We start from the raw sequence: 22,776 nt of genomic DNA on the forward strand, positions 1-22,776 counted from the left end.
CGACGACGGTCTTCCGGACACCGGACTGGTGCTGCTGGGCGGGATGGTCCGCAAGACCTCGCACGCACGCGCCGACTAAGGTCGCCGTATGTCCGAAATCTCCACGCTCGCCGACCGGCTCGCCATCATCGATGTGATCACCAAAATGTTCGTACACACCGATCAGAAGCGCTGGGAAGAGTTGGCGGCCGAGGTCTTCACGCCGAGCGTGGATTTCGACGGCGGGTTCGGCGGGCCGGTCGGGGAGCGGGCCGCCGCCGACATCATCGCGGATTGGCGCACCGGCCTCGCCGACCTCGACGGGGTGCACCACCAGTCGGGCAACCATCTCATCGATCTGGACGGTGATACGGCGCGCGTGCACGCGGACGCCATCGCGGTGCACGTCAAGAACGCCGCGGTCGAGGGCAAGACCCGCACCTTCGTCGGCAGCTACACCCTCGGCGTCGAACGCACGGCGGACGGGTGGCGGGTCAACCGATTCCACTACCACCTCAAGGTGATCGACGGGAACGCGGACCTGGTGTAGGTCCGGTGTGTGCGCGGGGGGATCGTTCGGCGACCCGGATCGGGTTCGCGCAATCGTCTCGCGTACCGCTGTCACATCTGCGACGGTGCCGTGCTGTTCGGTCGTGCCCGGCGGCATCGCGAGCTGTCATCGCGGCGTCGTCGGTTGCGTTTCCGGTCGCGCGGGCGCGGGTTTCGCTTCCACGCGCGACCGTCCCGGCGCCCACATGCCGATCGGTATCGCGGCGACGAGGGTGAGAATGCCCAGCGCCAGCGCGGATTGCTGGGCGCCGTAGACGAAGGCGGACTCGGCGAACTCGGCCAGGGGAGCGGCTTGCGGGCCCACCCGCTCGGTGACCTGCAGCGCCGCGGCCAGTGAGTCGCCGACCGGTTCGCGAATCTGTTCGGGCACCCGCGGCAAGGCGGGCGCGATGCGAGCGCTGTACCCGGCGGCCAGGATGCTGCCCGCGATGGCGATGCCGACCGCCGCGCCCACTTCGCGTGCCGCGTCGTTCACCGCGGCGGCGACGCTGTGTTTCTCCACCGGGGTGCCCGCGATGATCGCGGCCGTCGCGGGTGCGGTGCACAGTCCGGTACCGCTGCTCATGATCAGGAACGGCCAGAGCAGATCGACGTAGGTGCTGTCGACGTCGAGGCCGGAGAGCGCGATGAGCGCGATCCCGATGATCGCCAGCCCGCCGGCTATCGGTAGCCGCAGTCCGGCCCGTTCGGCCAGCCGGGGCGCCACCGCGGAGATCGCCACCATCGGCACGACCATCGGCGCCATCGCCAGCGCCGACAGCAGCGGCCCGTACCCGAGGATCAGCTGCAGGAACTGGACCATCAGCAGGAATGTCCCGAAGCACACGAGGAACTGCAAGGTTACCGCCGCGGTCCCGGAACCGAAGCCTCGATAGGTGAACAGGCGCACATCCAGCAAGGGGTGTGCCACCCGTGTCTCCACCACCACGAACGCCACCGTCGCCAGCACCGCGACTACGGCCGTGCCGATCACCAGCGGATCCAGCCATCCGCGCTCGGGCGCCGCGATCGCGGCCACCACCAGCGATCCGACGGCCGCTGCCGAGGTGAGCGCGCCCCACGGGTCCAGCTCGGGTCGGGCCCGGTCGACCGATTCCGGCAGCGTGAACCCCGCGATCATCAGGAGCAGGGCCGCGATGGACATGGCGAGCAGGATCGACCTCCACGACCACTGCTCCAGCAGCAGGCCCGACCCGAGGATGCCCAGCACCGCCCCCGCGCCGGCGACACCCGCCCACAGCCCGACGGCATTGCTCCGCCGCGACTCGGGAAAGCCGGCGGTGATCAGCGACAGCGTCGAGGGCATGACCAGAGCCGCGCCCACACCGGCCACCGTCCGGCCCGCGATCAACCAGCCGGCCGTGTCCAGCAGTACGGGCGCCGCCGAGGCCGCCGCGAAGACGAACAGCCCGATGATCAGCACGGCGCACCGCCCATACCGGTCGCCGAGCGCACCCGCCGGGAGGACCAGGCAGGCCAGCGCCAGGGTGTATCCGTCGATGACCCAGGTGAGCTGCTGCTGACTGGCCCCGGTGGCGGCGGCGATCTCCGGCAGTGCGGTGTACAACGCCGCCATCGACGCGACCACCAAGGCCACGGCGGCACAGGAGATCGTCAACATCCAGCGCTGAGCGGCTGACAAACGTCTCGTGGTGGACTCCATGGCACCTCCAGGCAGAACGGAACTGTCAGTATCGCTACGCTACTATCAGTAGCATAAGTGGGCGGGGTGGCGATAGGCGTCGCGGAGGAGGAATGTTTCGAGCCATGACCGGTGCCGCAGAACCGCCCCCGCACCACCTCGATCCCGGTGACGAGGTCGATCCGCGCAAGCTGCGCTCCCGCGCCAGGTTGCTCGACGCCGCGACGGCGCTGCTGAAATCCGGTGGGCTGGAAGCGGTCACCGTCGAAGCGGTGACGACCATGTCGAAGGTGGCGCGCACCACGCTGTACCGGCATTTCGACAACGCCGTGCAGTTGCGCGCCGCCACGCTCGAGCGTCTGCTCCCTCCGGTCATCGAGGCGCCGCCGGATGGTCCGCTGCGGCAACGGCTCACCGAATTGCTCAGCAGACAGGCCGCGGTCGTCAACGAGGCCCCGTTGCAGATGTCCACGCTGGCGTGGCTGGCCACCGGCGAGCATGGTGCCTCCGGCGCGGGTCCGGCGTTCACCTCGCTGCGTCAGCGGCTCATCGAGCAGTACCGCAAGCCGTTCGACCAGCTGTTCGGGGATCCCGAGGTGCGCGCGCAACTCGGCGAGTTCGACGTGACGCTGGCGCTGACCCAGCTCGTCGGCCCGATCGTCTTCGCCAGGCTGGTCGGACTCGCGCCGACCACCCCGGCCGAATGCGCGCGGCTCGTGGACGACTTCCTCGCCGCCCGGGCGAGCGACGGCGACCGCCGGACGGTGCGGCGGGGCGGACGCGTGGACGAGGCCGACCCGAACGGCAGGTAGCATCGGCGTGCTCGGCGGACGACGAGGAAACCGGTGAAAGTCCGGTGCGGTCGCGCCACTGTAGAAAGCCAGACCCTCCCCGGCGAGCAGCGAACCCCCGATGGGCGCGTCACCCGAGGAAGGCTGCCACCCGTGATTGTGTTGTTGTCCACGTCCGACACCGATCTGCTCAGTGCCCGCGCCAGCGGCGCCGGCTATCGCTGGGGGAATCCGGCTCGCCTGCTGGTCGACGACCTGCCCGGCCTGCTCGACGGCGCCGATCTGGTGATCGTGCGCATCCTCGGTGGCAAGCGGGCCTGGGAGGACGGGCTGGAAGCGCTGCGCGCGAGCGGGATCCCGCTCGTGGCGCTCGGCGGCGAGATCGCCCCGGACGCCGAACTGATGGAATGCTCCACCGTCCCGGGCGGTGTCGCGGCCGACGCGCACAACTACCTCGCCGCCGGTGGCCCGGAGAATCTGCGCCAGCTGCACAATTTCCTGTCCGACACCGTGCTGCTGACCGGCCACGGTTTCGAACCTCCGATCCAGCTGCCCAGCTGGGGCGAACTGGACCGGGTCGCCACCAAGCAGGCCGACGGGCCGACGGTGGCGGTGATCTACTACCGCGCCCAGCATCTGGCGGGCAATACCGCCTACGTCGACGCGCTGTGCACCGCGATCGAACAGGCGGGCGCGCGGGCGCTGCCGCTGTACTGCGCGTCGCTGCGCACCCCCGAACCCGAGTTGATCGCGACCTTGCGCCGCGCCGACGCGTTGGTGGTGACGGTGCTGGCCGCCGGCGGTACCAAGCCCGCCACCGCGTCGGCGGGCGGCGAGGACGAGGCTTGGGATGTCGGCGCGCTCGCCGACCTGGACGTGCCCATCCTGCAGGGCCTGTGCCTGACCACCGGCCGCGCGCAGTGGGAGGCCAACGACGACGGGCTGTCACCGCTGGATGTCGCCACCCAGGTCGCGGTGCCGGAGTTCGACGGACGGATCATCACGGTCCCGTTCTCGTTCAAGGAATTCGATGCCGACGGCCTGTCCACCTATGTCCCCGATCCCGAGCGCGCCGCCCGGGTCGCGGGCATAGCGACGCGCTACGCGCGGCTGCGCCACATCCCCGCCGCGCGCAAGCGCATCGCGGTCATGTTGTCGGCCTACCCGACCAAGCATGCCCGCATCGGCAACGCCGTCGGCCTGGACACCCCGGCCAGCGCGATCCGCCTGCTCACCGAAATGCGCGCCGCCGGTTACGATCTCGGCGCGCCCGGCGAGGTCCCCGGCCTGGAAGAACAGGACGGCGACGCCCTCATCCACGCCCTGATCGCGGCGGGCGGCCAGGACCCCGACTGGCTGACCGCCGAACAGCTCGAGGGCAACCCGATCCGCATCGGCGCGGCCACGTACGCGGCCTGGTTCGACACCCTGCCCGGCGACCTGCGCGACGCCGTCGTGGAAGCGTGGGGGCCGCCGCCGGGCGAACTCTACGTCGACCGCTCGTCCGACCCGGACGGGGAGATCGTCATCGCCGCCTTGCGGTTCGGCAATGTCGCGCTCATGGTGCAGCCGCCGCGTGGTTTCGGCGAGAACCCCGTCGCGATCTACCACGACCCCGATCTGCCACCCAGCCACCACTACCTGGCGGCCTACCGGTGGCTCGGCTCGCCCGACGGTTTCGGCGCGGACGCGATGGTGCACCTGGGCAAGCACGGGAACCTGGAGTGGCTGCCGGGTAAAACGCTGGGCATGTCGGCGTCGTGCGGAACCGATGCCGCCCTCGGCGACTTGCCGCTGATCTATCCGTTCCTGGTGAACGACCCCGGTGAGGGCACCCAGGCCAAGCGGCGCGCGCACGCCACCCTGGTGGATCACCTGATCCCGCCGATGGCCCGGGCCGAAAGCTACGGCGACATCTCACGTCTGGAGCAGTTGCTCGACGAGCACGCCAACATCTCCGCGCTGGACCCGGCCAAGCTGCCCGCCATCCGCCAGCAGATCTGGACGCTGATGCGCGCCGCGAAGATGGACCACGACCTCGGCCTCACCGAGCGCCCGGACGAGGACTCCTTCGACGACATGCTGCTGCACGTCGACGGCTGGCTGTGCGAGATCAAGGATGTGCAGATTCGCGACGGCCTGCACATCCTCGGACAGGCCCCGGCCGGGGAGAGCGAACTCGACCTGGTGCTGGCCATGCTGCGCGCGCGCCAGCTGTGGGGCGGCGAGCGCACCGTGCCCGGTCTGCGCGAAGCCCTCGGCCTGGACGAGTCGGGCGGGGAGGCGCGCGAGCGCGTGGACGCCGTGGAGGACCGCGCCCGCGCGCTGGTCGCGGCGTTGCAAGCGGCGGACTGGTCGCCCGAGGCCGTGGACGGCATCACCGACGACCCGCAGGTGCGCCGGGTGCTGCGGTTCGCGGCCGGCGAGGTGGTGCCGCGCCTGCGGCAGACCGGCGTGGAGATCGAGCGGGTGCTGCACGCGCTCGACGGCGGGTTCATCCCGGCGGGCCCGAGCGGTTCGCCGTTGCGCGGCCTGATCAACGTCCTGCCGACCGGACGCAATTTCTACTCGGTCGATCCCAAGGCCGTGCCGTCCCGGCTGGCCTGGGAGACCGGACAGGCCATGGCGGAATCCCTGCTGGAGCGCTACCGCGCCGACCACGGCGAGTATCCGCGGTCGGTGGGCCTGTCGATCTGGGGCACCTCCGCCATGCGCACCTCCGGCGACGACATCGCCGAAGTCCTCGCGCTGCTGGGTGTCCGGCCGGTCTGGGACGAGGCGAGCCGTCGCGTCAGCACGCTCGAGGTGATCTCGCTCGCCGAGCTCGGCCGTCCCCGCATCGATGTGACGGTGCGCATCAGCGGCTTCTTCCGCGACGCGTTCCCGCACGTGCTCGCCCTGCTGGACGATGCGGTCCGCCTGGTCGCCGACCTGGACGAGCCGGGCGAGGCGAACTACGTGCGGGCGCATGCCCAGGCCGATCTCGCCGAGCACGGCGACCGGCGGCGCGCCACCACCCGCATCTTCGGCTCCAAGCCCGGTACCTACGGGGCCGGTCTGTTGCAGCTGATCGATTCGAAGAGCTGGCGCACCGACGACGACCTCGCGCAGGTGTACACCACCTGGGGCGGCTACGCCTACGGGCGCGACCTCGACGGCGCGCCCGCCGCCGAGGACATGCGCGGCGCGTATCGGCGGATCGCCGTGGCGGCCAAGAACACCGACACCCGCGAGCACGACATCGCCGACTCCGACGACTATTTCCAGTTCCACGGCGGCATGGTCGCGACGGTGCGCGCGCTGACGGGCAAGAACCCGGAGGCTTACATCGGCGACAGCACCCGTCCGGACGCGGTGCGCACCAGGACGCTGTCCGAGGAGACGGCGCGGGTGTTCCGGGCTCGTGTGGTGAACCCCCGGTGGCTCGAGGCGATGCGCAGGCACGGCTACAAAGGCGCGTTCGAAATGGCGGCGACCGTCGACTACCTGTTCGGCTACGACGCCACCACCAACGTGGTGGCCGATTGGATGTACGAGAAGCTCACGGAGAGCTACGTTTTCGACGAGGTGAACCGGAAGTTCATGGAGCAGTCCAATCCTTGGGCGTTGCACGGCATTGCCGAGCGGCTGCTGGAGGCGGCCGAGCGCACACTGTGGGAACACCCCGAACCGGACACGCTCGATCGGCTGCGGCAGGTCTACTTGGAGACCGAGGGGGAGCTGGAGTAGTAGGAGCCGCCTTCCCATCATCTCCTGACAACTGCCGAACAGCTTGGCGGGCAAGACATTTCGGACATTCTCAAGTACCGGAAATGGTGATGCCCAACGCCTATAATCGCTAGTGTTTCACGGCTGTACCCAGGTAACGACAGATCGAATCTGCTGAGGATGGGAAGGCTCATGAAGTTCAGAGAATTGGTTGCGACCACGCTGCTGACCATTGCCGCCACGGGCGTGACCGCTGCGACGGCGTACGGGCAAACCGAGGTCTACGACCCCGTGGTGAGCGGGAACGAGAGCGGTGTGGCCTACACCACGTCCGTCGCGCCGGACCGGACGAGCGCTGTGGTCACGCTCGACTCCGGTACCTTCGCCCGCACGCCGGGGGGGATCGCGGTGCTTGGGCCCGACGGGTCGGTCGTGACCACGGTGCCCACGACCATGGTGTCCATGTTCGGCCAGCAGGTCGAAGTGGCGCCCGACATCGATGCGGCCGGGACGACATTGACCTTGAGCCCCATCGGAACCGCCGTCCCGGAACCGGGCGCGCCGCAGTTCATCGGTGACGCGGGGTCCACATTGGGTGGGGTGGCGATCGGTTGTGCCATCGGGGCTCTGGTCGGTCTCGTGTTCTTCATCGTCGGGGTCTTTCCCGGTTGCGTGGTCGGCGGCCTCATCGGTGCCGCCGCGGGCGCCAGCCGGTAGTGCCGGACTGATTCGCAGGGCGCTGTCGGCCGCGCTCGATGCCTGGCATCGAGCGCGGCCGTTTCGTCTACGCGAAATGCCGGCGATTCCACGTCATTTCCGCCCGGCCGCCCGCTGGAAACGGTCGGCGGTGGCGATCAGGTGTTCGGCGAGCGCGGGGGAGTCGAGCACCTCGAACTCGACATCGGCGAGGCCGAGATACCACGTCAGCATCCGGGGGGAGTCCGAACCCACCAGCGCCACACAGTGTTCCGGCCCGTCCGGGGTCACCTCCACCGCCGCGGGCAGCCGTGCCCGGATCACTTCCGCCGGGGCGGCCATGCGGACCCGGGCGCGGTAGCGCCAGGTGGCGGCGCCCACGCCGCGCTGCACTCGCTCGGCGATCTCCTCCTCGGAGACGGCGCGGGGCGTGAATCGCGGCCCGTGCGGAACCTTCGGCGCGATCCGGTCGACGCGGAAGGTACGCCAGTCGCCGCGCCCCACATCCCACGCGACCAGGTACCAGCGACCCCACCAGTGCACCATCCGGTGCGGCTCGACATCCCGGCTGGAGGGTGCGCCGCCATGGCTTTCGTAGTCGAAGCGCAAGCGCTCGCTCGCCCGGATCGCGTCCGCGACCGCGGTCAGCACCGCCGCGTCCACGGTCGATTGTCCGTCGCCGGCTACGTGCACGGTGGCCGCTGTCAGCGTGTCGACGCGGTGGCGCAATCGGGACGGCAACACTTGCCGCAGTTTCGTCAGCGCCCGCACCGACGTCTCCTCGATGCCGGTGACCGCTCCGTTGGCGGCGGTGACCAGTCCGACCGCCACCGCCACGGCCTCCTCGTCGTCCAGCAGCAGCGGCGGCAGCGCAGACCCGGCCCCGAGCCGGTAGCCGCCCGCGGCGCCCGGCGTGGCGTGCACGGGGTACCCGAGTGTCCGCAGGCGCTCGATGTCGGTGCGCACGGTCCGGGTGGAGACGCCGAGCCGTTCGGCCAGCGCGGGCCCGGTCCAGTCGCGCCGCAGTTGCAGCAGCGACAACAGCCGCAACAGGCGTGCGGAGGTTTCCAGCATGGCTCGATCATGGCAGCTGTCGCGGAAACCGGCCTTCCGCGACAGACGATCAGCCGGTCTGCGTCATGCACGGCTCGACGGTGAAGTCGAGCCCGAAATTGTTCAGGGTCACCGGCAGCGGAGCGTCCGGGTACAGCCGGGGCGTGGACCGCAGCCGGAAGTCGGCGGAGGTCAACAGGTGCGCGAGGAGCGCGCTGGTGACGAACAGCACCAGGTTGCGGCCCGGGCAGTCGGCGGGGCCCGCGCTGAACGGCACCAACTGGGGGTACTGCTCCGCGCGGCCGTCGAGCCAGATCTCCGGGACGAACTGGTCGGCGAACGGCAGCAGCTCGGCGTCGCGGTGGAACGCCGGAACCGCGATCATCAGTGCCGCGCCCGCCGCGATGGTGAAGCGCTCCTCGCCGTCGCGCCATCGGGTGTCGGCGGTGATGTCGCGCAGCAGCATGGGTGTGGTCGGCCACAGCCGTACCGACTCGAGCACGCAGGCGCGCAGATAGCCGCGCAGGTCGACGCGGTCCGGGTCGACGGCATCCGCCAGGGCGCGGGCGTGGTGCTCGGGATGGGTGCTCAGCACCGCCAGTGCCCGGCTCAGCGCGATGCCCGCCGCGTCGAAAGCGAACAGCCAATGCGGTATCTGCCCGACCGGATCGGTGGCCCCGCCCGCGGGCACCGCGGCCAGTGCCCCGGCGAGGCTGTCCGGCGGAGCGGACTCGACGTGACGGTAGAGCCGATTGGTGAACTGGTCGCGCTGCCTGCGATGCGCGGGCGCCAGGAACGACCAATTGCCCGCGGAGCGCAGCCGGGACAGCTCGTCGGTGAGCACCGTGTCGTCGCGGCCCCGCTCACCGAGCACGATCCGTCGCACCAGCCGCCACCACCGCGTGGTGAACTGCCGCGCGTCCAGGTGACCGCGGTGCAGGGCGGACACGATCATCTCGCGCGCCTCCTCCGCGATGGCCTCGGCGAACGGCCCCGCCAGGCGATGCAGCGGCTCGGCAGACTCCAGCGCCGCCTCGTTCACGGCCCGGCGCTGATCGCGGATCGGGCCCTCGGACAGCAGGACACCGTGCGGCTGGAACTGGCGCAGCGCGGCGCGCTTCTCGCGATTGGCCGGGTGAAACGGCGTCGGCGCGTCGGCCAGGACCCGTCCGACGTCCTGCGGGTCGAGAACGACCACGATCCGGCGTCCCGGCACCACCAGCTCCACCGGACCCGCACCGAACTCCCGCCGCAGCTGCCGCACGCGCTCGATGGCCCGCGAATCAGCCCCCGTGCGTTCGAGCAGGCCCAGTACCGGCCGGCGCCGCGCGATGACCCCCGAGGCGACCGAGGCGAATCCGAGATCCGCCAGTGCCGCCACCGCGGGCACTCCCACCAGTCGGTGTTCGCGGTTGTCTGCCATACGGCCTCCTCCCGGTGCGCTCAGATCGGCACGGTGCCGACGACCGGGCACATACCCGACGACGCGGGGTCGAAACCGTAGCGGGGTCCGAGCGGCACCGATGCGGTGCCGGGAAGGTCAGCTTGGGGCTTGGGTCTCGTCGACGGCCAGCGCGGCCTCGACGGAGTCGCATACCGTGAGCAAACGGTCCAGCGCGGTGACCTCGATCGGCCTGCGCGCCGCGTCACTGGGGACCACACGCAAGCCGCCAGAACCAGTGGCCTCCGAGGCCGCCAGCAGCACGCTCAGCCCGGCGGAGCCGAGGAACCCGACGTCCGACATGTCTACCACAACCGCGGCCGGTGTGTCGCGCAGCGCCTCGTCGAGCGCCGATTGCAAGCGTGGCGCGGAGGCCATGTCTATCTCGCCGTGCACGGTCACGACCACCGTGCCCTCCGCCGACCGCACCTCGACCTCCAGCGCCCGGGGCGCGCTTTCGGAACTCACAATCCACCTCCCGTGCCGGCCACGCGTCCTCGGCAGTACGCCACGTCGACCTCCGCTCAGGTTCGCATCTCTTGCGCAGTCGGACACGGCACAGAGAGCGAGCATTCCGCGGCCAACTTACCCCATCGCGCTCCGGTGCGATCACCCTGTGCGCCGCGTCGCGCCTCGGACCAGGCGCAATCAGGTGCCGTAGGACGCTTTCGCGCGGGTACGGAAATCGGTCCCCGTGCACAACGAATGCCGCCGCCGTGAGTTCGGACACCTCGAAGGAGTGTCCGAACTCACGGCGGCGGCAGCGATTTCGGGCGGCGGTGGACTGCCGCACCGGCACGGCGGCGCTAGTCAGGCCAAGTGCCGGTGAGCGATTCGTAACCGCTCGCGCCCGCGATCGATCGTGGCCTTGACCAGGCCGAACACCGCGCCCTGCAAGGCCGCGGCGAACAGCACCTCGCGCCAGGAGTGGTCTCGCGCGGTCGAGGACGGGGCCTGGTTCTCACCGGTGATCTGGGTCCACACCTTGGTGAACACGGCGTTCGCCGCCAGGCCGCCGAGCACGCTGATCACCAGGCCGAGCGGTTTGTAGAGCGTCTTCATCGCCGCCTCCGCACGCTCTGCCACACCACCGCCGCGATCACCGCCGCGCCGAGGGCCACCGGGACCGGATGCGCGCGCAGCGCGCCGCCGGCCTGCCTGCCGCGCGCGGCGATCGGCTCGGGCGTCGTCGCCGCCCGGTGGACGAGGTTCGCGGCGCTCGTGCGGGCCTTCTGGGCCTTGTCCGCGACAGCGAGCGCCGCCTCGGACGCCACATGCTGTGTCGCCTCGACGGCATCGTGTGCCTTCTCCTTGCTCCGCGCGGGCACGTCGAGCTTGTGGCCCAGCTCTTCGACCGTCCTGCCGAGTTCCGCTCTGGCCTGGTCGCGGTCGCGGCGCAAGGCCGCGACGTCGTCGGTGGGCTGCCCGGCCCGGGGTCGGCTGTCACTCATCCCCGCCTCCTGTCCTTGATCACCTCGATGTCCTCGCGCACGCCCTCGACCGCTTCCTGCGGTATGGGCGGAGCCGCGTGCTCCACGCTCTTCTTCCCGGACAGCCCGAGGATCGCCGCGACCACCAGCAGCGCGCCCGCGATGATGAGCGCCGACGCCCAGCCCGGCAGGACCTCGGCGAGGCCGAGCACGGCCGCGGCGACCAACGCCGCGCCGCCGTAGAACGCCAGCAGCGCCGCGACCCCCGCCAAGCCGGCGCCGAGCCCGAACCGTTTGCCCTTCTCCCGCATCTCGACCCGGGCGAGCTGGAGTTCGTCGCGGATGAGCCGGGATACCTGTGCGGTGGCGTCCTCCACCAGTTCGGTGACCGACCGTGTGTTCGCGGGCGGCGGAATCTGTGTCGTCTCGGTCATGAGACCTCCTTCGGCATGTCACACCTCCTCCACGGCGACTACCCGCTCGACCGGACTCCAATCGGACATCGGGCCGGTCGGACGCGGCCCGGGTAACCGGCGCGCGGGCAGCGCCGACCCGCGATCGCCGGCGCCGACGGTCTCCGAAGCGATTGCGGGGCAGGCGAAATCGGTCGGAGGTCACTCGATGTAGGCGCCGATCTGCGCAACGGCCTCGACCGGGTGCCGTGCCTGCAAGCCCGCGCCGATGCCGTCGAAGTGCCAGACGCCGTCGGCGCGACGCACTCGACCGAGCACCATGCCGGTGTGCGAGCCGCCGCCGGTCAGCTCGTGGCGGGCGAGCTGGGTACCCGCCGCGGTGTCGATCACCCGGCAGTAGGCGTTCGCGATCCGATCGAGCGTCCGGCCGGTGTAGCTGGTGATGAGGAACAGCACGGTGGTGACATCTGGGGAGAGGCGGGACAGGTCCACGCTGATGACCTCGTCGTCGCCCGTCCCTTCTCCGGTGAGGCTGTCGCCGTGCAGGCGGACGGCCCCGTCCGTCGAGGTGAGCTGCTCGTGATACACGACGTCGACGAGCCGGTCCGCGGCGAACAGCAGGGCAGCGACGTTGAGATCGATCTCCTCGCGCCGGCCGAGCAAGCGCGAACGGGTAGCGGGGTCCCAGCCCAGCGCCACGGTGACGTGCTCGAGCGGGACGTCGCGTTCATCGCGGAGCACGGTGAGCATCGGTATTCTCCTCTGCGTCGGTGAGCGGTACGGTTCCGCCGTCGAGCGTGGACGGGCCCCGGGTTGCAGGGCGGGCCGGCCTGCCGTGCACCCGGCAACGCCCCGACCGAGACGATCGGGACGATTCCGGCGGACGAGCAGCGTACCCGTGTTCGTGCCGGATATGGCGAGAATCCAATCCGCGAGGCCGTTCGCCGCGAAGTCAAGGCATGCGGGTTGGCACAGGGCAGGTGCGCCGAAACCGCGGCGCGGGTCCCACCACGCGCGGTCGTTCGCCTGCGGAGTCCGGAGAAGGTTCGCGTGCGGAGGCAGCGGCGAGCGCTCTACGGGTGAATGGAGCGCACCCACGGCTACCGACCGGAGGTGACCGGCGATGACCGGTACCGAGTTCCCCCGCGCGGATCTGCTCGACCTGGCGTACCCCTACGCGATGGACGCGGTCGCCGAGATCGAGCGCAGGCGCATCGAAAACCGGCTCGTGAAGGCCGATTCCGGCACGGCCGCGGCGTTCGCGGCGGCGGTGCACGGGATTCGGGAGACCCTGGCGGCACTGAGCGCGACCGCCGCAGTGAATCCACCACCGACCCTGGAGTCGAAGATCCTCGGGGCGATCGACGACTCGCGTCCCGGCGCGCGGCGCCGTCGCGAAGTCCTCCGCCACCGTCGCCTCGCCCGGTTGATGGTGGCCGCCGCGGTGGCCGTCACGGCGGGTGTGGGCGCCGTGGTGGTGGCCGAGCGGAACGCGGGGTCGCATGCCGTGGCCGTCACGGCCGAGCAGGTCTCGAGGCAACCGGACGCGCGTTCCCGGGTGATCGAGCTGTCCGGCGGCGGCACGCTGACAGTGCACACCTGCGCCCGGCTCGGCGCCGTCGCGGTCACCTTAGACGCGGTACCCGCGCCACCGCCCGGCCGGGCATATCAGCTCTGGGTCGTGTCGTCCGCGGGTACGCCGCGTTCGGCGGGCGTGCTGACCGGCGTGCCGCAGGCGGGCGTGGCGACCGGATTCGATCCCGCGGACGTCCTCGCCGTCACGATCGAACCCGCGAAAGGATCGCCGCGCCCGACCTCGCCGCAGATCGCCGCCATCACGCTGGGCTGAGGAGTGTCGACAAGCCGCCGGTGGCGGCGCCGAGACGCCCTTGGCTAGTCGCACCCTTCGAGGGTCGCGCGCGCGACCTCCTCGACGACGTCATTGATCTCGCCGCGCACCCGCAGCGCCGCGATCTGCCGATGCGCGCCGTTGCCGCGCGCGAGCAGGTGTGCGAACGCCTCGTCGACGAACTGCCGGTCGCCTGCCTGCTCCAGTGCGGGGGCCACGTGCTCGATCAGCCGCAACAGCAGGTCGCGCACCGGCGCCACGTTGCTGTCGTAGGGATCGACCCCGTCGCCGTCCAATCCCGAACGGGCGGCTTTCCAGTACGCCGCACGCAGCACTTCGGCGGGTACCTGCGGTGCGATATGTCCCGCGGCCAACGATTTGCGCGCTGTGACGACGATGGCGCGCACCAGCGCCGCCAAGAGCGCGGTCTCCTCGACCGTGGCCGGGATGTCGCTCACCCGCACTTCGACGGTCGGGAACGAGACCGAGGGACGAACGTCCCAGTAGACCATCTGCTTGTCCAGGATGCTGCCGCTGTTGAGCATCATCGCGACCATCGCCTCGTAATCACGGGCGGACTCGAAATACGGTGGTGGCCCCGCGCTGGGCCACCGCCGCCACAGGATGCTGCGCCAGCTGGCGAATCCGGTTTCGGTGCCGCGGTAGATGGCCGAATTCGCGGTCATCGCCAGCAGTTGCGGCAGCCACGGCCGCAGGTGATTGCTGACCTGGACCGCGGTTTCGGCGTCGGGGACGCCGACGTGCACGTGGCAGCCCGACAGCCCCTGCTCGTGGGCGAGCATGCCGAAGTTCTCGGCGATGCGCTGGTAACGCGGCGTATCGGTGACGGGGAAGTCGTGCGGGACGGTGGGCGGGATGCCGACCGCGAGCAGGCGTGCGTCGTTGCGCTCGGCGCACGCGGCGATATCGCGGCGCAACTCCCGCAACTGCCGGTGCAGTGCGCCGATGTCGGTGTGTACCGCCGTGCTGGTCTCCACCTGACAGCGCGTCAGCTCGAGTTGCAGGTCGACCCCGATCTCCTCGGCGGTGCGCGCCACTTCGACATTGCGTGCCACCGGCGCGCCGGTGCGGGGGTCGACAAGCAGGAATTCTTCTTCTACGCCGACCGTCAGGCGCCCATCGTCCATGTGCACGCAATACCCAGGGTCCGGTCGGCTAGTCAGCCGAACAGCACGGCTCCCCACGGGCGGTGCTGCGGCGACAGCCCTCGCGGGCGGGGGGTCGATAGGGTCGCCTTCATGCGGATCGTCGTCCTCGGCTCGGGCATCACGGGTCTGTCCACCGCGGCCGAACTGCTCCGGGCGCGGCACGAGGTCATCGTCGTCAGCGCCGAGCCGATCACGGCGACGACGTCTTTCCTGGCCGCCGCGGTCTGGTTTCCGACCGCCGCGGGCCCCGCCGATCGGGTGCGGGCCTGGAGCGATATCACTTTCGAGCACCTGGCGCGGCTGGCTGCCGCGGGTGTGCCGGGGGTGCGGATGTGCTCATCGATGGCGCTGTATCGCGCCGAACCCCCGATACCGGAATGGTCGCTATCGGTGCGCTCGTTCCGGTCGGCCGATCGCGCCGAACTGCCGCCCGGCTACCGATTCGGGTTCCGTTTCGAAGTTCCCTTGGTGGAGATGCCGACCTACTTGCCCTTTCTCAGTGCGCAAGTGGACGAGGCGGGCGCGCGCCGCGTGCCGCGCACTGTGCGACGGCTCGACGAGCTCGCCGACCTGTCGCCGGACGTCGTGCTCAACTGCGCCGGTCTGCGCGCCGCCGAACTCGTCGGCGATCGGGAGGCGTATCCGATCCGCGGTCAGATCGTGCGGGTCACGAATCCCGGACTGTCCGTCTCGGTCCGCGACGAGGCCCATCCGCTCGGCCGCGCCTACGTCCATCCGCGCGCGAACGACTGCGTGCTGGGCGGGTCCCTGGACATCGGCGAGTGGGACACGGCGCCGGCTCCCGGCCTCACCCGATCGATTCTGCGGCGCTGCCGCGATCTGGTGCCCGCTCTCGCGGGTAGCGAAGTGCTGGAAACCGTCGTGGGACTGCGCCCTGGTCGCCGGGAAGTCCGCGTGGAACTCGACACCGCGGTGCTGCCCGGCACACCCGTCGTCCACAACTACGGCCACGGCGGCTCGGGCATCACCATCGGGTACGGATGCGCACTGGAGAGCGCGGCGCTGGTCGCCGCGCTGTGAGCGGACCGTGACCCGGTCGGATCAGTTGGCGTAACTGCGCGCCACGACCGAGTTCAGCGCCTCGAGGAATTCGCTGAGAACGCCGGGCTCGACCTGGTCATGCGGGGTGCGTCGCTCGGGCGAATCGGCCACCGGCCCGGCGAGGCCCGCGTCGACGCTGTCGCGCAGGACGGCGTGCACCGCTTCGATCGGGATTCCCGCCTGGGCGCACCGGGTGGCCGCGTGCTCGAATCGGCCCAGGGCGAGACTGCCCGCCGCCTCGGCCGCGTCGACCAGCACGAGGGCCAACTCCAGCCCCATTCGAATCAGTGCGTCGGGACCACCGCGACGGGTGCCACGATCGGATCTCGCGGGCACCTCGGCGATGTCCCGATCTTTCTCGTGCGGGCCGATAGTCATGGCCCTCCCTCCGCCCGGCGACCCTGCTGCTACCGACGTTACGACGGGGATCGAAAGAATTCGACCGCGCGAATACGACTTGTGAGGCTTCACAGACGCGCAGCGCGCGGTTCGGGTGGTGTCCCCAACCGGGGGCGCGACCCTCGGCACGTCGACCCGGTCAAGTTACCGTGGAGTACTTTCCGTGATCGGGGACTGAAGGAGTCACATGTCCATCACCGATTCGGCAGGCCCGGATCTGACCCTCTCGGGCCGCCCGGCCAGTTCTTCACTGCGGGACGTGCGGAATCTGTCTCGCAAAATGGTCGGCCACTTCATCGAGACCGTCGCGCACTGCCGGACCCTCCCGGGTGAGGCGCTCAACGGCGACATCACCAACATCACCCGCTTGTGTCTGGAACTGGCCGTCAGCATGCTCGACGGCAGCGACATCCCGGAGAAGACCCTGCTGCTGCGCAACGCCGCGGCGGGCTGGGCGCGTGAGGGCATCCCGATCGACACCATCCACCACGCCGTGCACGAAGGGTTCAAGCTCGGCTTCGACCTGATCGTCGCGAACGCGACCGCCGCGGACTTCGACAGCCTCAAGGACATCAGCCGCCGCCTGCTGGAGATCCTGGACACCATCACCTCGACCGTCTCACGCGCCTACGTGACCGAGTTGCGCGCGGTGGTCGGCGAGCACCACACGGCGGCGCACACCCTCGCCTCGGCCCTGCTCGGCGGGCACCCCACCTTCACCATGGCCCGCGAATGCGGCATCCAGATCGCCGACTCGTATTCGGTTCTCGCGCTGGCGATTCCACCCCATCCGGACGAGCGCAATCCGCAACTCGACGGTGCGGTGGTGGCGCGGCGGAAGCTGCGCCGGGTGCAATCCGAACTCGCGACCCGCTGCGGGGAGGCGGTGCTGTCGCTGCTGAGCGTCGACGGCGGCACCGTCTTGCTGCCGTCCGCCTCGCCCGAGGACAAGGCCCTCGACGACCTGGTGGAGGGGCTCGGCCGCGCGGCCCAGGTGCCGATCGTCGCAACGGTGATCGCCGCGGCTCCGGTCGAGGTGCCGACGGCCGCCGACCGCGCCCACGAGCTGCTCGACATGGTGCAGCGGCTGCGCTGGAGACGCGGGCTGTTCCGATTCGACGACCTGGCGCTGGAATACCAGCTCACCCGGCCCGGGCCCGGACTGGAGACCCTCCGGACGCTGCTCGATCCGCTCGACGAGCACCCCGAACTCCTCGAAACGCTCAAACGGCATATCGGCACGAACCTGAATCGCCAGCGGACCGCGCGATCGCTGCACATCCACACCAACACCGTGGACTACCGGCTCAAGCGCATCGGTCAGCTCACCGGATTCGACCCCGCTCAGGCCTCCGGGGTCTGGTATCTGCGCGCCGCGTTGGTCGCGCGCAGCCACCGGGACAACGAGGACGAGTCGCCGGTCGGTGAGTGGACCCGGGCGGCCGCGGTCTCCTCGTAGGTTCGCCGCCGCGGCTCCTGCGCGCCGATCAGTTCGTGAACCGCGTCGGGCGTCCATCGTCGGTCGGCGCCGGGACGAGTGGCGAGGTAGCCCGCGGTCGCCCGGCGGGACCAGCCGTGCGCGGCACGCACGCCCGCGGCCAGGTGCCGCAGGTAGGCGGCGGCGGGCGGATTGCCCCGTACGTCGCGACAGCGCCAGGGGGCGGTAAAGGTGAGCACCGGGTGTCCGGCATGTGTTCCCGCGCAGACCAGGGTCTCGTACCGGCCGGAACCGAGCGTTGTCGTCCCCGTCTCGAGCACCTCGGTCAAGCTCAGCTCCGTGCCCGGGTCGCGATACATCTCCTGCGCCACGATGTCGGAGAACTGGGCGGTGGTGATCAGGTGGGCGCGCACGGCCATCTCGCCGGGGCAGCCCGGGTCGTAGAAGGCGCGGCCGCCGGTCCAGGTCAGCGATTCGGTCGCGAAATACAGCACGCCCGGGAGCAGGAGTGGGATCGAGCGGATGGGGTCGGCGTGGTCGCGGCAGCCGGGCAGGGTGAGCGCTCCTCCCTCCGGCCTGCCGCCGCGAAGGTAGGTCCGTAGCCTGGTCAGGCTCATATTGGAGCCGTATGCGGCGTACCAGACCAGCTCGCCGCGCGAGCCGTGCGGAGCCGCGACCGATGCCGCTCGGGGTGTCGCCGAGCCGGCTGTGCCCTGGGACTGCCGCGCCATCATGCCACCTATTCTCGGCCTCTCGCCGTCTCCGCACACCGTCCCCGACGCCCGACCGGAACCGGCGCGACGACGTTCCGCATATTGCGGAAGCAAGTCTTCCGCAATGGCCGCAATAGTGGCTCTCATGACGAACACGAAGCAGATCCGGCCTTTCCGCATCGATATTCCCCAGGCCGACCTCGACGACTTGCGGGAGCGGCTCGGCCGGACGCGCTCACCGTATGTGGTGCCGGGCACCGAGGCGGGCCTGGACCGCGGCATCGCGCCGAGCTACCTGCGAGAACTGGCGCGGTACTGGCTTGACGAATTCGATTGGCGGGCGCAGGAGGCGCGGTTGAACGCCCACCCCCAGTTCACCACCGAGATCGACGGGCAGACCATCCATTTCTTCCATGTGCGCTCGCCCGAGCCGGACGCGATTCCGCTGCTGATCACCCACGGCTACCCGGGATCGGTAGTGGAATTCCTGGAGCTGATCGGCCCGCTGACCGATCCACGGGCGCACGGCGCCGACCCGGCGGACGCCTTCCATGTGGTGATTGCCTCGCTGCCCGGGTTCGGGTTCTCCACGCCGCTGGCCTCGACGGGGTGGGAACTGGCGCGCACGACCGAGGCGTTCGCGGAGCTGATGAGCAGGCTGGGTTACGAGAAGTTCGTGGCGCAGGGCGGTGATATCGGTGCGGGCGTCACCGGACGTCTGGCCGCGACCCATCCGGAGCGGGTGATCGCGACGCATGTGAACAGCGACCCGGGCACACTGGGGCTGGTGGGCGAGCAGCTGCCGATGCCGGGCGGGCTCACCGACGACGAACTCGCCTCCATCGATGCCGAACGGGAGAAGTGGGCCCAGCAGAAGGGATACCTGACGCTGCAGACCACTCAGCCGAACGTCATAGCGGCCGCCCTGACCGATTCGCCCGTCGCGCAACTCGGCTGGATCGCGGAGAAGTTCCAAGCCTGGACCGACCGGGCACGGCCGGACGGTGAGGCAGTGGATCGTGACTTGCTACTGACCAACGTCAGCATCTACTGGTTCACCCGCAGCGGCGCGTCGGCGGCGCAATTCCTCTGGGAGAACGCGCATTCCGGGATGGACTGGGTGATGCCATCCGGGGTGCCGCAGGGGTGGGCGGTGTTCGGCACGCACCCGTTGATGCGCCGGGTGATGAACCCGGAGGGGCACATCGAGCATTTCACCGAATACAGCGAGGGCGGGCACTTCGCCGCGGCGGAGCAACCGGAACTGTTCGTGGCCGACGTCCGCGCCTTCTTCCGCGCTTATCGCGGATAGCGGCCGGGTAGCGGCGGCCGAGCGAGCGCGTCGCCGCCCACGTCCGGCGGGGAGCTACGTGCGAACGCGTAATGGCGAACCGTCCGTCGGCATCTCGATCGTTCCGAGGAAGGCGGGCGATCTGCCCTAGGCGGATTCGGCGAGCCCCGCCGAGCGCCAGATGTCCGCTAGATCGTCGAGCGGGACCGCGAGCGCCTGCCCCAACGCGACCACGGTGCCGAAGGCCGGAGAGGGCAGTCGACCGGTCTCGATCTTGCGCAGCGTCTCCGGGGAGATCCCGGCCGCCCGCGCGACCTCGGTGAGTTCGCGGTCCGCGCGAGCTGCGCGCAGGGCGGAGCCGAGGCGACGGCCTGCCTCGATCTGCGCGGGGGTCAACGGGAGCCGGACCATGCGCTCAGGCTACGGACGGCCGGCGAACACCGCAAGCGTCCCGATTGGTATAAAAATACCGGAGCGGCTATCGTGGTATTAAAATACCGATGTACGGAGGACCGATGGTCGAGTTGAAGAGCCCCGCGGAGATCGCGCGAATGCGAGTGGCGGGGCGTTTCGTCGCCGGCGTGCTCGCCGAGTTACGTGAGCGCGCGCGGGTGGGAGTGAACCTGCTCGACCTGGAAGCCCACGTCCGCGAGCGCATCCGCGAACGCGGCGCGCAGTCCTGCTACTGGGACTACGCGCCCTCGTTCGGGCGCGGGCCGTTCCGCAACACCGTCTGCCTCTCGGTGAACGATGCTGTGCTGCACGGACTTCCGTTCGATTACACGCTGCGCGACGGCGACGTGCTGAGTATGGACCTCGCGGTCGGGATCGGTGGCTGGGTGGCGGACGCGGCGACCACGGTGGTGGCCGGTTGCGCCGCGGACGAGGACGTGCGGCTGGTGCGGGCCACCGAGGAGGCGCTGTCGGCGGCGATCGCGGCCGCGGTGCCCGGCAATCATATCGGCGACATCTCCGCCGCCATCGCTGCCGTGGCGCGCGCGTACGGCTACCCGGTGAACACCGAGTTCGGCGGCCACGGCCTCGGCCGCACCATGCACGAGGACCCGCACGTGCCGAACGACGGCAGGCCCGGGCGCGGCTATCGGCTGCGGCCCGGACTCACCATCGCGATCGAACCATGGTTCGCGCGCACCACCGACCGCATCGTCACCGATCCCGATGGCTGGACCATCCGCTCGGCGGACGGCTCACGGACCGCCCACTCCGAACACACCGTCGCGATCACCCCGGACGGGCCGGAGGTGCTGACCGCGGCGTGAGCGCGCCGACCGGCGGTTATGTCTGCGACAGCCAGGCCGCCAAGTCGTCGGAGGCGCGCAGCTCCCCGGCGATGGACGCGCGTTCCGCGGCGGACAGTTCCATCGCGCGCAACCCGTCGCGGAACTGCCCGGCGCGACCCGGTTCTCCGATCGCGACGGCCAGTTCGGCGAGCGCCGCCAGCGCCCGGGCCACATCCAGCCGCGGCGCCTCGGCTCGGAACCGGCCGAGGCCGACCTCGAGCACGCGGAACGCGGCCTTGTCGTCGGTCTTGAACTCACGCAGGATGCGGGCGTTGTCCAGCACTCTGGCCAGCCCGTCCAGCTCCTTCGATCCGCCGTACTCCACTTCCGGTGGCTCGTCGCGCTGGATGTAGATCACCTGATTGCCTGCCGGATCGACCACGGTGAACCGGGACTGCCCCGGCCGGAAGCGGGTGATTCGGGGCAGGCCCTTCGCGGGGACCTTGCCGTAGCGGGCGCGCAGTGCCGTGCTGAAAGCCTGATGCCTGCTCGCGACGTCGTCGACCATGACGAGACAGCCCGCGCGTTCGGTGGGGACCTCGCCGTCCTTGGGCGCGGGCACGAAGTGCAGGGCGCAGCCGTGGTCCTCTACCGCGCCATAGACGTAGGGGCGGGTCTGCTCGTGCGTCACCGTGTAACCCAGTGTCTTGTAGAAATCCAGCGTGCCGGACAGGTCGCGGGTCCAGAGCTGCGGTACCGCCGTGTCGACCACGGAATCCTCCCGATTACCTGCGGTAGTCAATATTGACTACCGCAGGGTAGGCCCGTGCGCCGCCGGAAGTCAAACTTGACTACCATGCGGTCCGGGGGCGAAAGGAGTTCACGATGTCGGTGGTACGCCTGCTGGTGCTGGGGGTGATGCGCCTGCGTCAGCCCGTCCACGGGTACGCCCTGCGTCAGGAATTGCTGTCCTGGCGCGCCGAGACCTGGACGAATGTCAAGCCCGGCTCGATCTATCACGCACTGAAACAGCTCACGCGTGAGGGGAAGCTGAGCGCGTTCGCGACCGAGAACAGCGACCAGGGCCCCGGACGCACGCTGTTCGAGCTGACCGAATCGGGCGAGGCGGAATTCCGCAAGCTGATGGACGAGGCACTGGTCAGCGTCGACATGGAGGAACTCGGGGCGGGCATCGCCTTCATGGACGCGCTGCCCAGGGCGCACGTCATCGCGAAGCTGCGCGAACAGCGCCGCCGCAGCGAGGCGGTGCGCGCCGACCTGCTGGCGATGATCCCGGACTACCCCGGGCGATACGAAGCGCCGCACGCGACCGATCTGCTGGAGCTGTGGAGCGGCGTGTTCGCGAACCTGTCGACGTGGACCGAGGGCGTGCTGACGCGCCTGGAAGCGGGGGAGTACCGGTTGCCGGAATAGGTCGCCGGCGAGCAGGCCGCCTTTCCCGCACAGCTCCCCGCGCCGAGATGCGAGATACGCTGCCGGCATGACGAATTCGCTGGACGCCGTCGCCGAGGCCGACTACGTGCTGCTGACCACCTTCCGCAAGGACGGAACTCCCGTCGGCACCGCGGTGTGGGCGGTGACCGAGAACGGCAAGGTGTACGTCTGGACCGTCACCGACAGCTGGAAGGTCAAGCGCTTGCGCCGCGATCCGGCGGTCACCCTGCAAGCGTGCAACGCCACCGGCAAGCCGCGCGGTGCGGTGATCGAAGGGACCGGGCGGCTGCTCGACGCCGAGGGCACCGAACGGGTGCGCAAACTGCTGCGCCGCAAGTACTGGCTCACCGGCCCGCTGGTCATCCTCGGCAGCAACCTGCGGCGCGGCAAGTCCGGCACCATCGGCATCGAGATCACCCCGGCCGCCTGACCCGCG

Annotated in this window: 24 protein-coding genes; 11 read left to right on the plus strand and 13 right to left on the minus strand. The window is 70.2% G+C overall.

Annotation, left to right across the window (positions count from 1 at the left end):
• The first annotated feature begins 88 nt into the window (after window positions 1–88).
• Window positions 89–529: a nuclear transport factor 2 family protein gene (locus NA8_RS25095; RefSeq protein ID WP_063052819.1), complete on the plus strand. Its 441-nt coding sequence runs from the start codon at window positions 89–91 to the stop codon at window positions 527–529.
• Window positions 530–655: 126 nt separating this feature from the next.
• Here NA8_RS25095 and NA8_RS25100 read toward each other — a convergent pair whose 3' ends face one another.
• Window positions 656–2,212: an MFS transporter gene (locus NA8_RS25100; RefSeq protein WP_063052820.1), complete on the minus strand. Its 1,557-nt coding sequence runs from the start codon at window positions 2,210–2,212 to the stop codon at window positions 656–658.
• Between the two features lie 104 nt (window positions 2,213–2,316).
• On the opposite strand from NA8_RS25100, the gene NA8_RS25105 reads away from it, so the two are divergent.
• The 3 genes from NA8_RS25105 (at window position 2,317) to NA8_RS25115 (ending at window position 7,407) form a co-directional block, all read left to right on the plus strand.
• Window positions 2,317–3,003, plus strand: coding sequence for a TetR/AcrR family transcriptional regulator (locus NA8_RS25105; RefSeq protein ID WP_063052821.1), 687 nt, complete (start codon window positions 2,317–2,319; stop codon window positions 3,001–3,003).
• Between the two features lie 132 nt (window positions 3,004–3,135).
• Window positions 3,136–6,711 (plus strand): cobaltochelatase subunit CobN, encoded by a 3,576-nt coding sequence (gene cobN / locus NA8_RS25110; RefSeq protein WP_063052822.1) that lies wholly within the window; start codon window positions 3,136–3,138, stop codon window positions 6,709–6,711.
• 171 nt (window positions 6,712–6,882) lie between these two features.
• Window positions 6,883–7,407: a DUF8020 domain-containing protein gene (locus tag NA8_RS25115; RefSeq protein WP_063052823.1), complete on the plus strand. Its 525-nt coding sequence runs from the start codon at window positions 6,883–6,885 to the stop codon at window positions 7,405–7,407.
• 93 nt (window positions 7,408–7,500) lie between these two features.
• Here the strand turns inward: NA8_RS25115 and NA8_RS25120 are convergent, their stop codons facing one another.
• From NA8_RS25120 to NA8_RS25150, 7 genes are all read right to left on the minus strand, one after another.
• Window positions 7,501–8,460 carry a helix-turn-helix transcriptional regulator gene (locus tag NA8_RS25120; RefSeq protein ID WP_063052824.1) on the minus strand — a complete coding sequence of 320 codons (960 nt, stop codon included), beginning with the start codon at window positions 8,458–8,460 and terminating at the stop codon, window positions 7,501–7,503.
• A 49-nt stretch (window positions 8,461–8,509) separates the two neighbouring features.
• A complete protein-coding gene (locus NA8_RS25125; RefSeq protein ID WP_063052825.1) occupies window positions 8,510–9,862 on the minus strand; it encodes a cytochrome P450 in 1,353 nt (450 codons plus the stop codon).
• A 117-nt stretch (window positions 9,863–9,979) separates the two neighbouring features.
• A complete protein-coding gene (locus tag NA8_RS25130; RefSeq protein ID WP_063052826.1) occupies window positions 9,980–10,348 on the minus strand; it encodes an STAS domain-containing protein in 369 nt (122 codons plus the stop codon).
• Between the two features lie 342 nt (window positions 10,349–10,690).
• Window positions 10,691–10,942, minus strand: coding sequence for a DUF4235 domain-containing protein (locus tag NA8_RS25135; RefSeq protein WP_063052827.1), 252 nt, complete (start codon window positions 10,940–10,942; stop codon window positions 10,691–10,693).
• Entirely contained in the window at window positions 10,939–11,331 is a 393-nt protein-coding gene (locus tag NA8_RS25140) for a DUF3618 domain-containing protein (RefSeq protein ID WP_063052828.1), read from the minus strand. The genes NA8_RS25135 and NA8_RS25140 overlap by 4 nt, the downstream gene beginning before the upstream one ends.
• Window positions 11,328–11,744, minus strand: coding sequence for a phage holin family protein (locus NA8_RS25145; RefSeq protein WP_063052829.1), 417 nt, complete (start codon window positions 11,742–11,744; stop codon window positions 11,328–11,330). Before NA8_RS25145 ends, NA8_RS25140 begins: the two co-directional genes overlap by 4 nt.
• A 180-nt stretch (window positions 11,745–11,924) precedes the next feature.
• On the minus strand, window positions 11,925–12,473 hold the full coding sequence (locus tag NA8_RS25150) for a TerD family protein (protein ID WP_063052830.1): 549 nt from the start codon (window positions 12,471–12,473) through the stop codon (window positions 11,925–11,927).
• A 373-nt stretch (window positions 12,474–12,846) separates the two neighbouring features.
• On the opposite strand from NA8_RS25150, the gene NA8_RS25155 reads away from it, so the two are divergent.
• Complete coding sequence (locus NA8_RS25155) at window positions 12,847–13,572, plus strand: anti-sigma factor (RefSeq protein WP_063052831.1); 726 nt, start codon at window positions 12,847–12,849, stop codon at window positions 13,570–13,572.
• Between the two features lie 44 nt (window positions 13,573–13,616).
• Here the strand turns inward: NA8_RS25155 and NA8_RS25160 are convergent, their stop codons facing one another.
• Window positions 13,617–14,720: a glutamate--cysteine ligase 2 gene (locus tag NA8_RS25160; RefSeq protein ID WP_063052832.1), complete on the minus strand. Its 1,104-nt coding sequence runs from the start codon at window positions 14,718–14,720 to the stop codon at window positions 13,617–13,619.
• Window positions 14,721–14,831: 111 nt separating this feature from the next.
• On the opposite strand from NA8_RS25160, the gene NA8_RS25165 reads away from it, so the two are divergent.
• Window positions 14,832–15,782, plus strand: coding sequence for an FAD-dependent oxidoreductase (locus tag NA8_RS25165; protein WP_063052833.1), 951 nt, complete (start codon window positions 14,832–14,834; stop codon window positions 15,780–15,782).
• Between the two features lie 21 nt (window positions 15,783–15,803).
• On the opposite strand, the gene NA8_RS25170 is transcribed toward NA8_RS25165, so the two are convergent.
• Entirely contained in the window at window positions 15,804–16,181 is a 378-nt protein-coding gene (locus NA8_RS25170) for a hypothetical protein (protein WP_063052834.1), read from the minus strand.
• Between the two features lie 208 nt (window positions 16,182–16,389).
• Here NA8_RS25170 and NA8_RS25175 point away from each other — a divergent pair, with 208 nt between their 5' ends.
• Window positions 16,390–17,661, plus strand: coding sequence for a PucR family transcriptional regulator (locus NA8_RS25175; protein WP_063052835.1), 1,272 nt, complete (start codon window positions 16,390–16,392; stop codon window positions 17,659–17,661).
• Here the strand turns inward: NA8_RS25175 and NA8_RS35320 are convergent.
• Window positions 17,547–18,374: a histone deacetylase gene (locus tag NA8_RS35320; RefSeq protein WP_245663999.1), complete on the minus strand. Its 828-nt coding sequence runs from the start codon at window positions 18,372–18,374 to the stop codon at window positions 17,547–17,549. The two genes, NA8_RS25175 and NA8_RS35320, sit on opposite strands and share 115 nt — an antisense overlap.
• Before the next feature lie 124 nt (window positions 18,375–18,498).
• Between NA8_RS35320 and NA8_RS25185 the strand changes: the two genes are divergently transcribed.
• Entirely contained in the window at window positions 18,499–19,665 is a 1,167-nt protein-coding gene (locus NA8_RS25185; RefSeq protein WP_063052836.1) for an epoxide hydrolase family protein, read from the plus strand.
• Window positions 19,666–19,791: 126 nt separating this feature from the next.
• Here the strand turns inward: NA8_RS25185 and NA8_RS25190 are convergent, their stop codons facing one another.
• Window positions 19,792–20,055 (minus strand): helix-turn-helix transcriptional regulator, encoded by a 264-nt coding sequence (locus NA8_RS25190; protein ID WP_063052837.1) that lies wholly within the window; start codon window positions 20,053–20,055, stop codon window positions 19,792–19,794.
• 104 nt (window positions 20,056–20,159) lie between these two features.
• On the opposite strand from NA8_RS25190, the gene map reads away from it, so the two are divergent.
• Window positions 20,160–20,924 (plus strand): type I methionyl aminopeptidase, encoded by a 765-nt coding sequence (map, locus tag NA8_RS25195; RefSeq protein WP_063052838.1) that lies wholly within the window; start codon window positions 20,160–20,162, stop codon window positions 20,922–20,924.
• 16 nt (window positions 20,925–20,940) lie between these two features.
• On the opposite strand, the gene NA8_RS25200 is transcribed toward map, so the two are convergent.
• Window positions 20,941–21,687, minus strand: coding sequence for a DUF8817 family protein (locus NA8_RS25200; protein WP_063052839.1), 747 nt, complete (start codon window positions 21,685–21,687; stop codon window positions 20,941–20,943).
• 83 nt (window positions 21,688–21,770) lie between these two features.
• Here NA8_RS25200 and NA8_RS25205 point away from each other — a divergent pair, with 83 nt between their 5' ends.
• A complete protein-coding gene (locus NA8_RS25205; RefSeq protein WP_063052840.1) occupies window positions 21,771–22,319 on the plus strand; it encodes a PadR family transcriptional regulator in 549 nt (182 codons plus the stop codon).
• Window positions 22,320–22,386: 67 nt separating this feature from the next.
• Window positions 22,387–22,770 (plus strand): PPOX class F420-dependent oxidoreductase, encoded by a 384-nt coding sequence (locus NA8_RS25210; protein WP_063052841.1) that lies wholly within the window; start codon window positions 22,387–22,389, stop codon window positions 22,768–22,770.
• Window positions 22,771–22,776: the final 6 nt, after the last annotated feature.

The sequence above is a fragment of the Nocardia arthritidis NBRC 100137 genome, assembly GCF_001612765.1.
GTDB lineage: Bacteria > Actinomycetota > Actinomycetes > Mycobacteriales > Mycobacteriaceae > Nocardia > Nocardia arthritidis.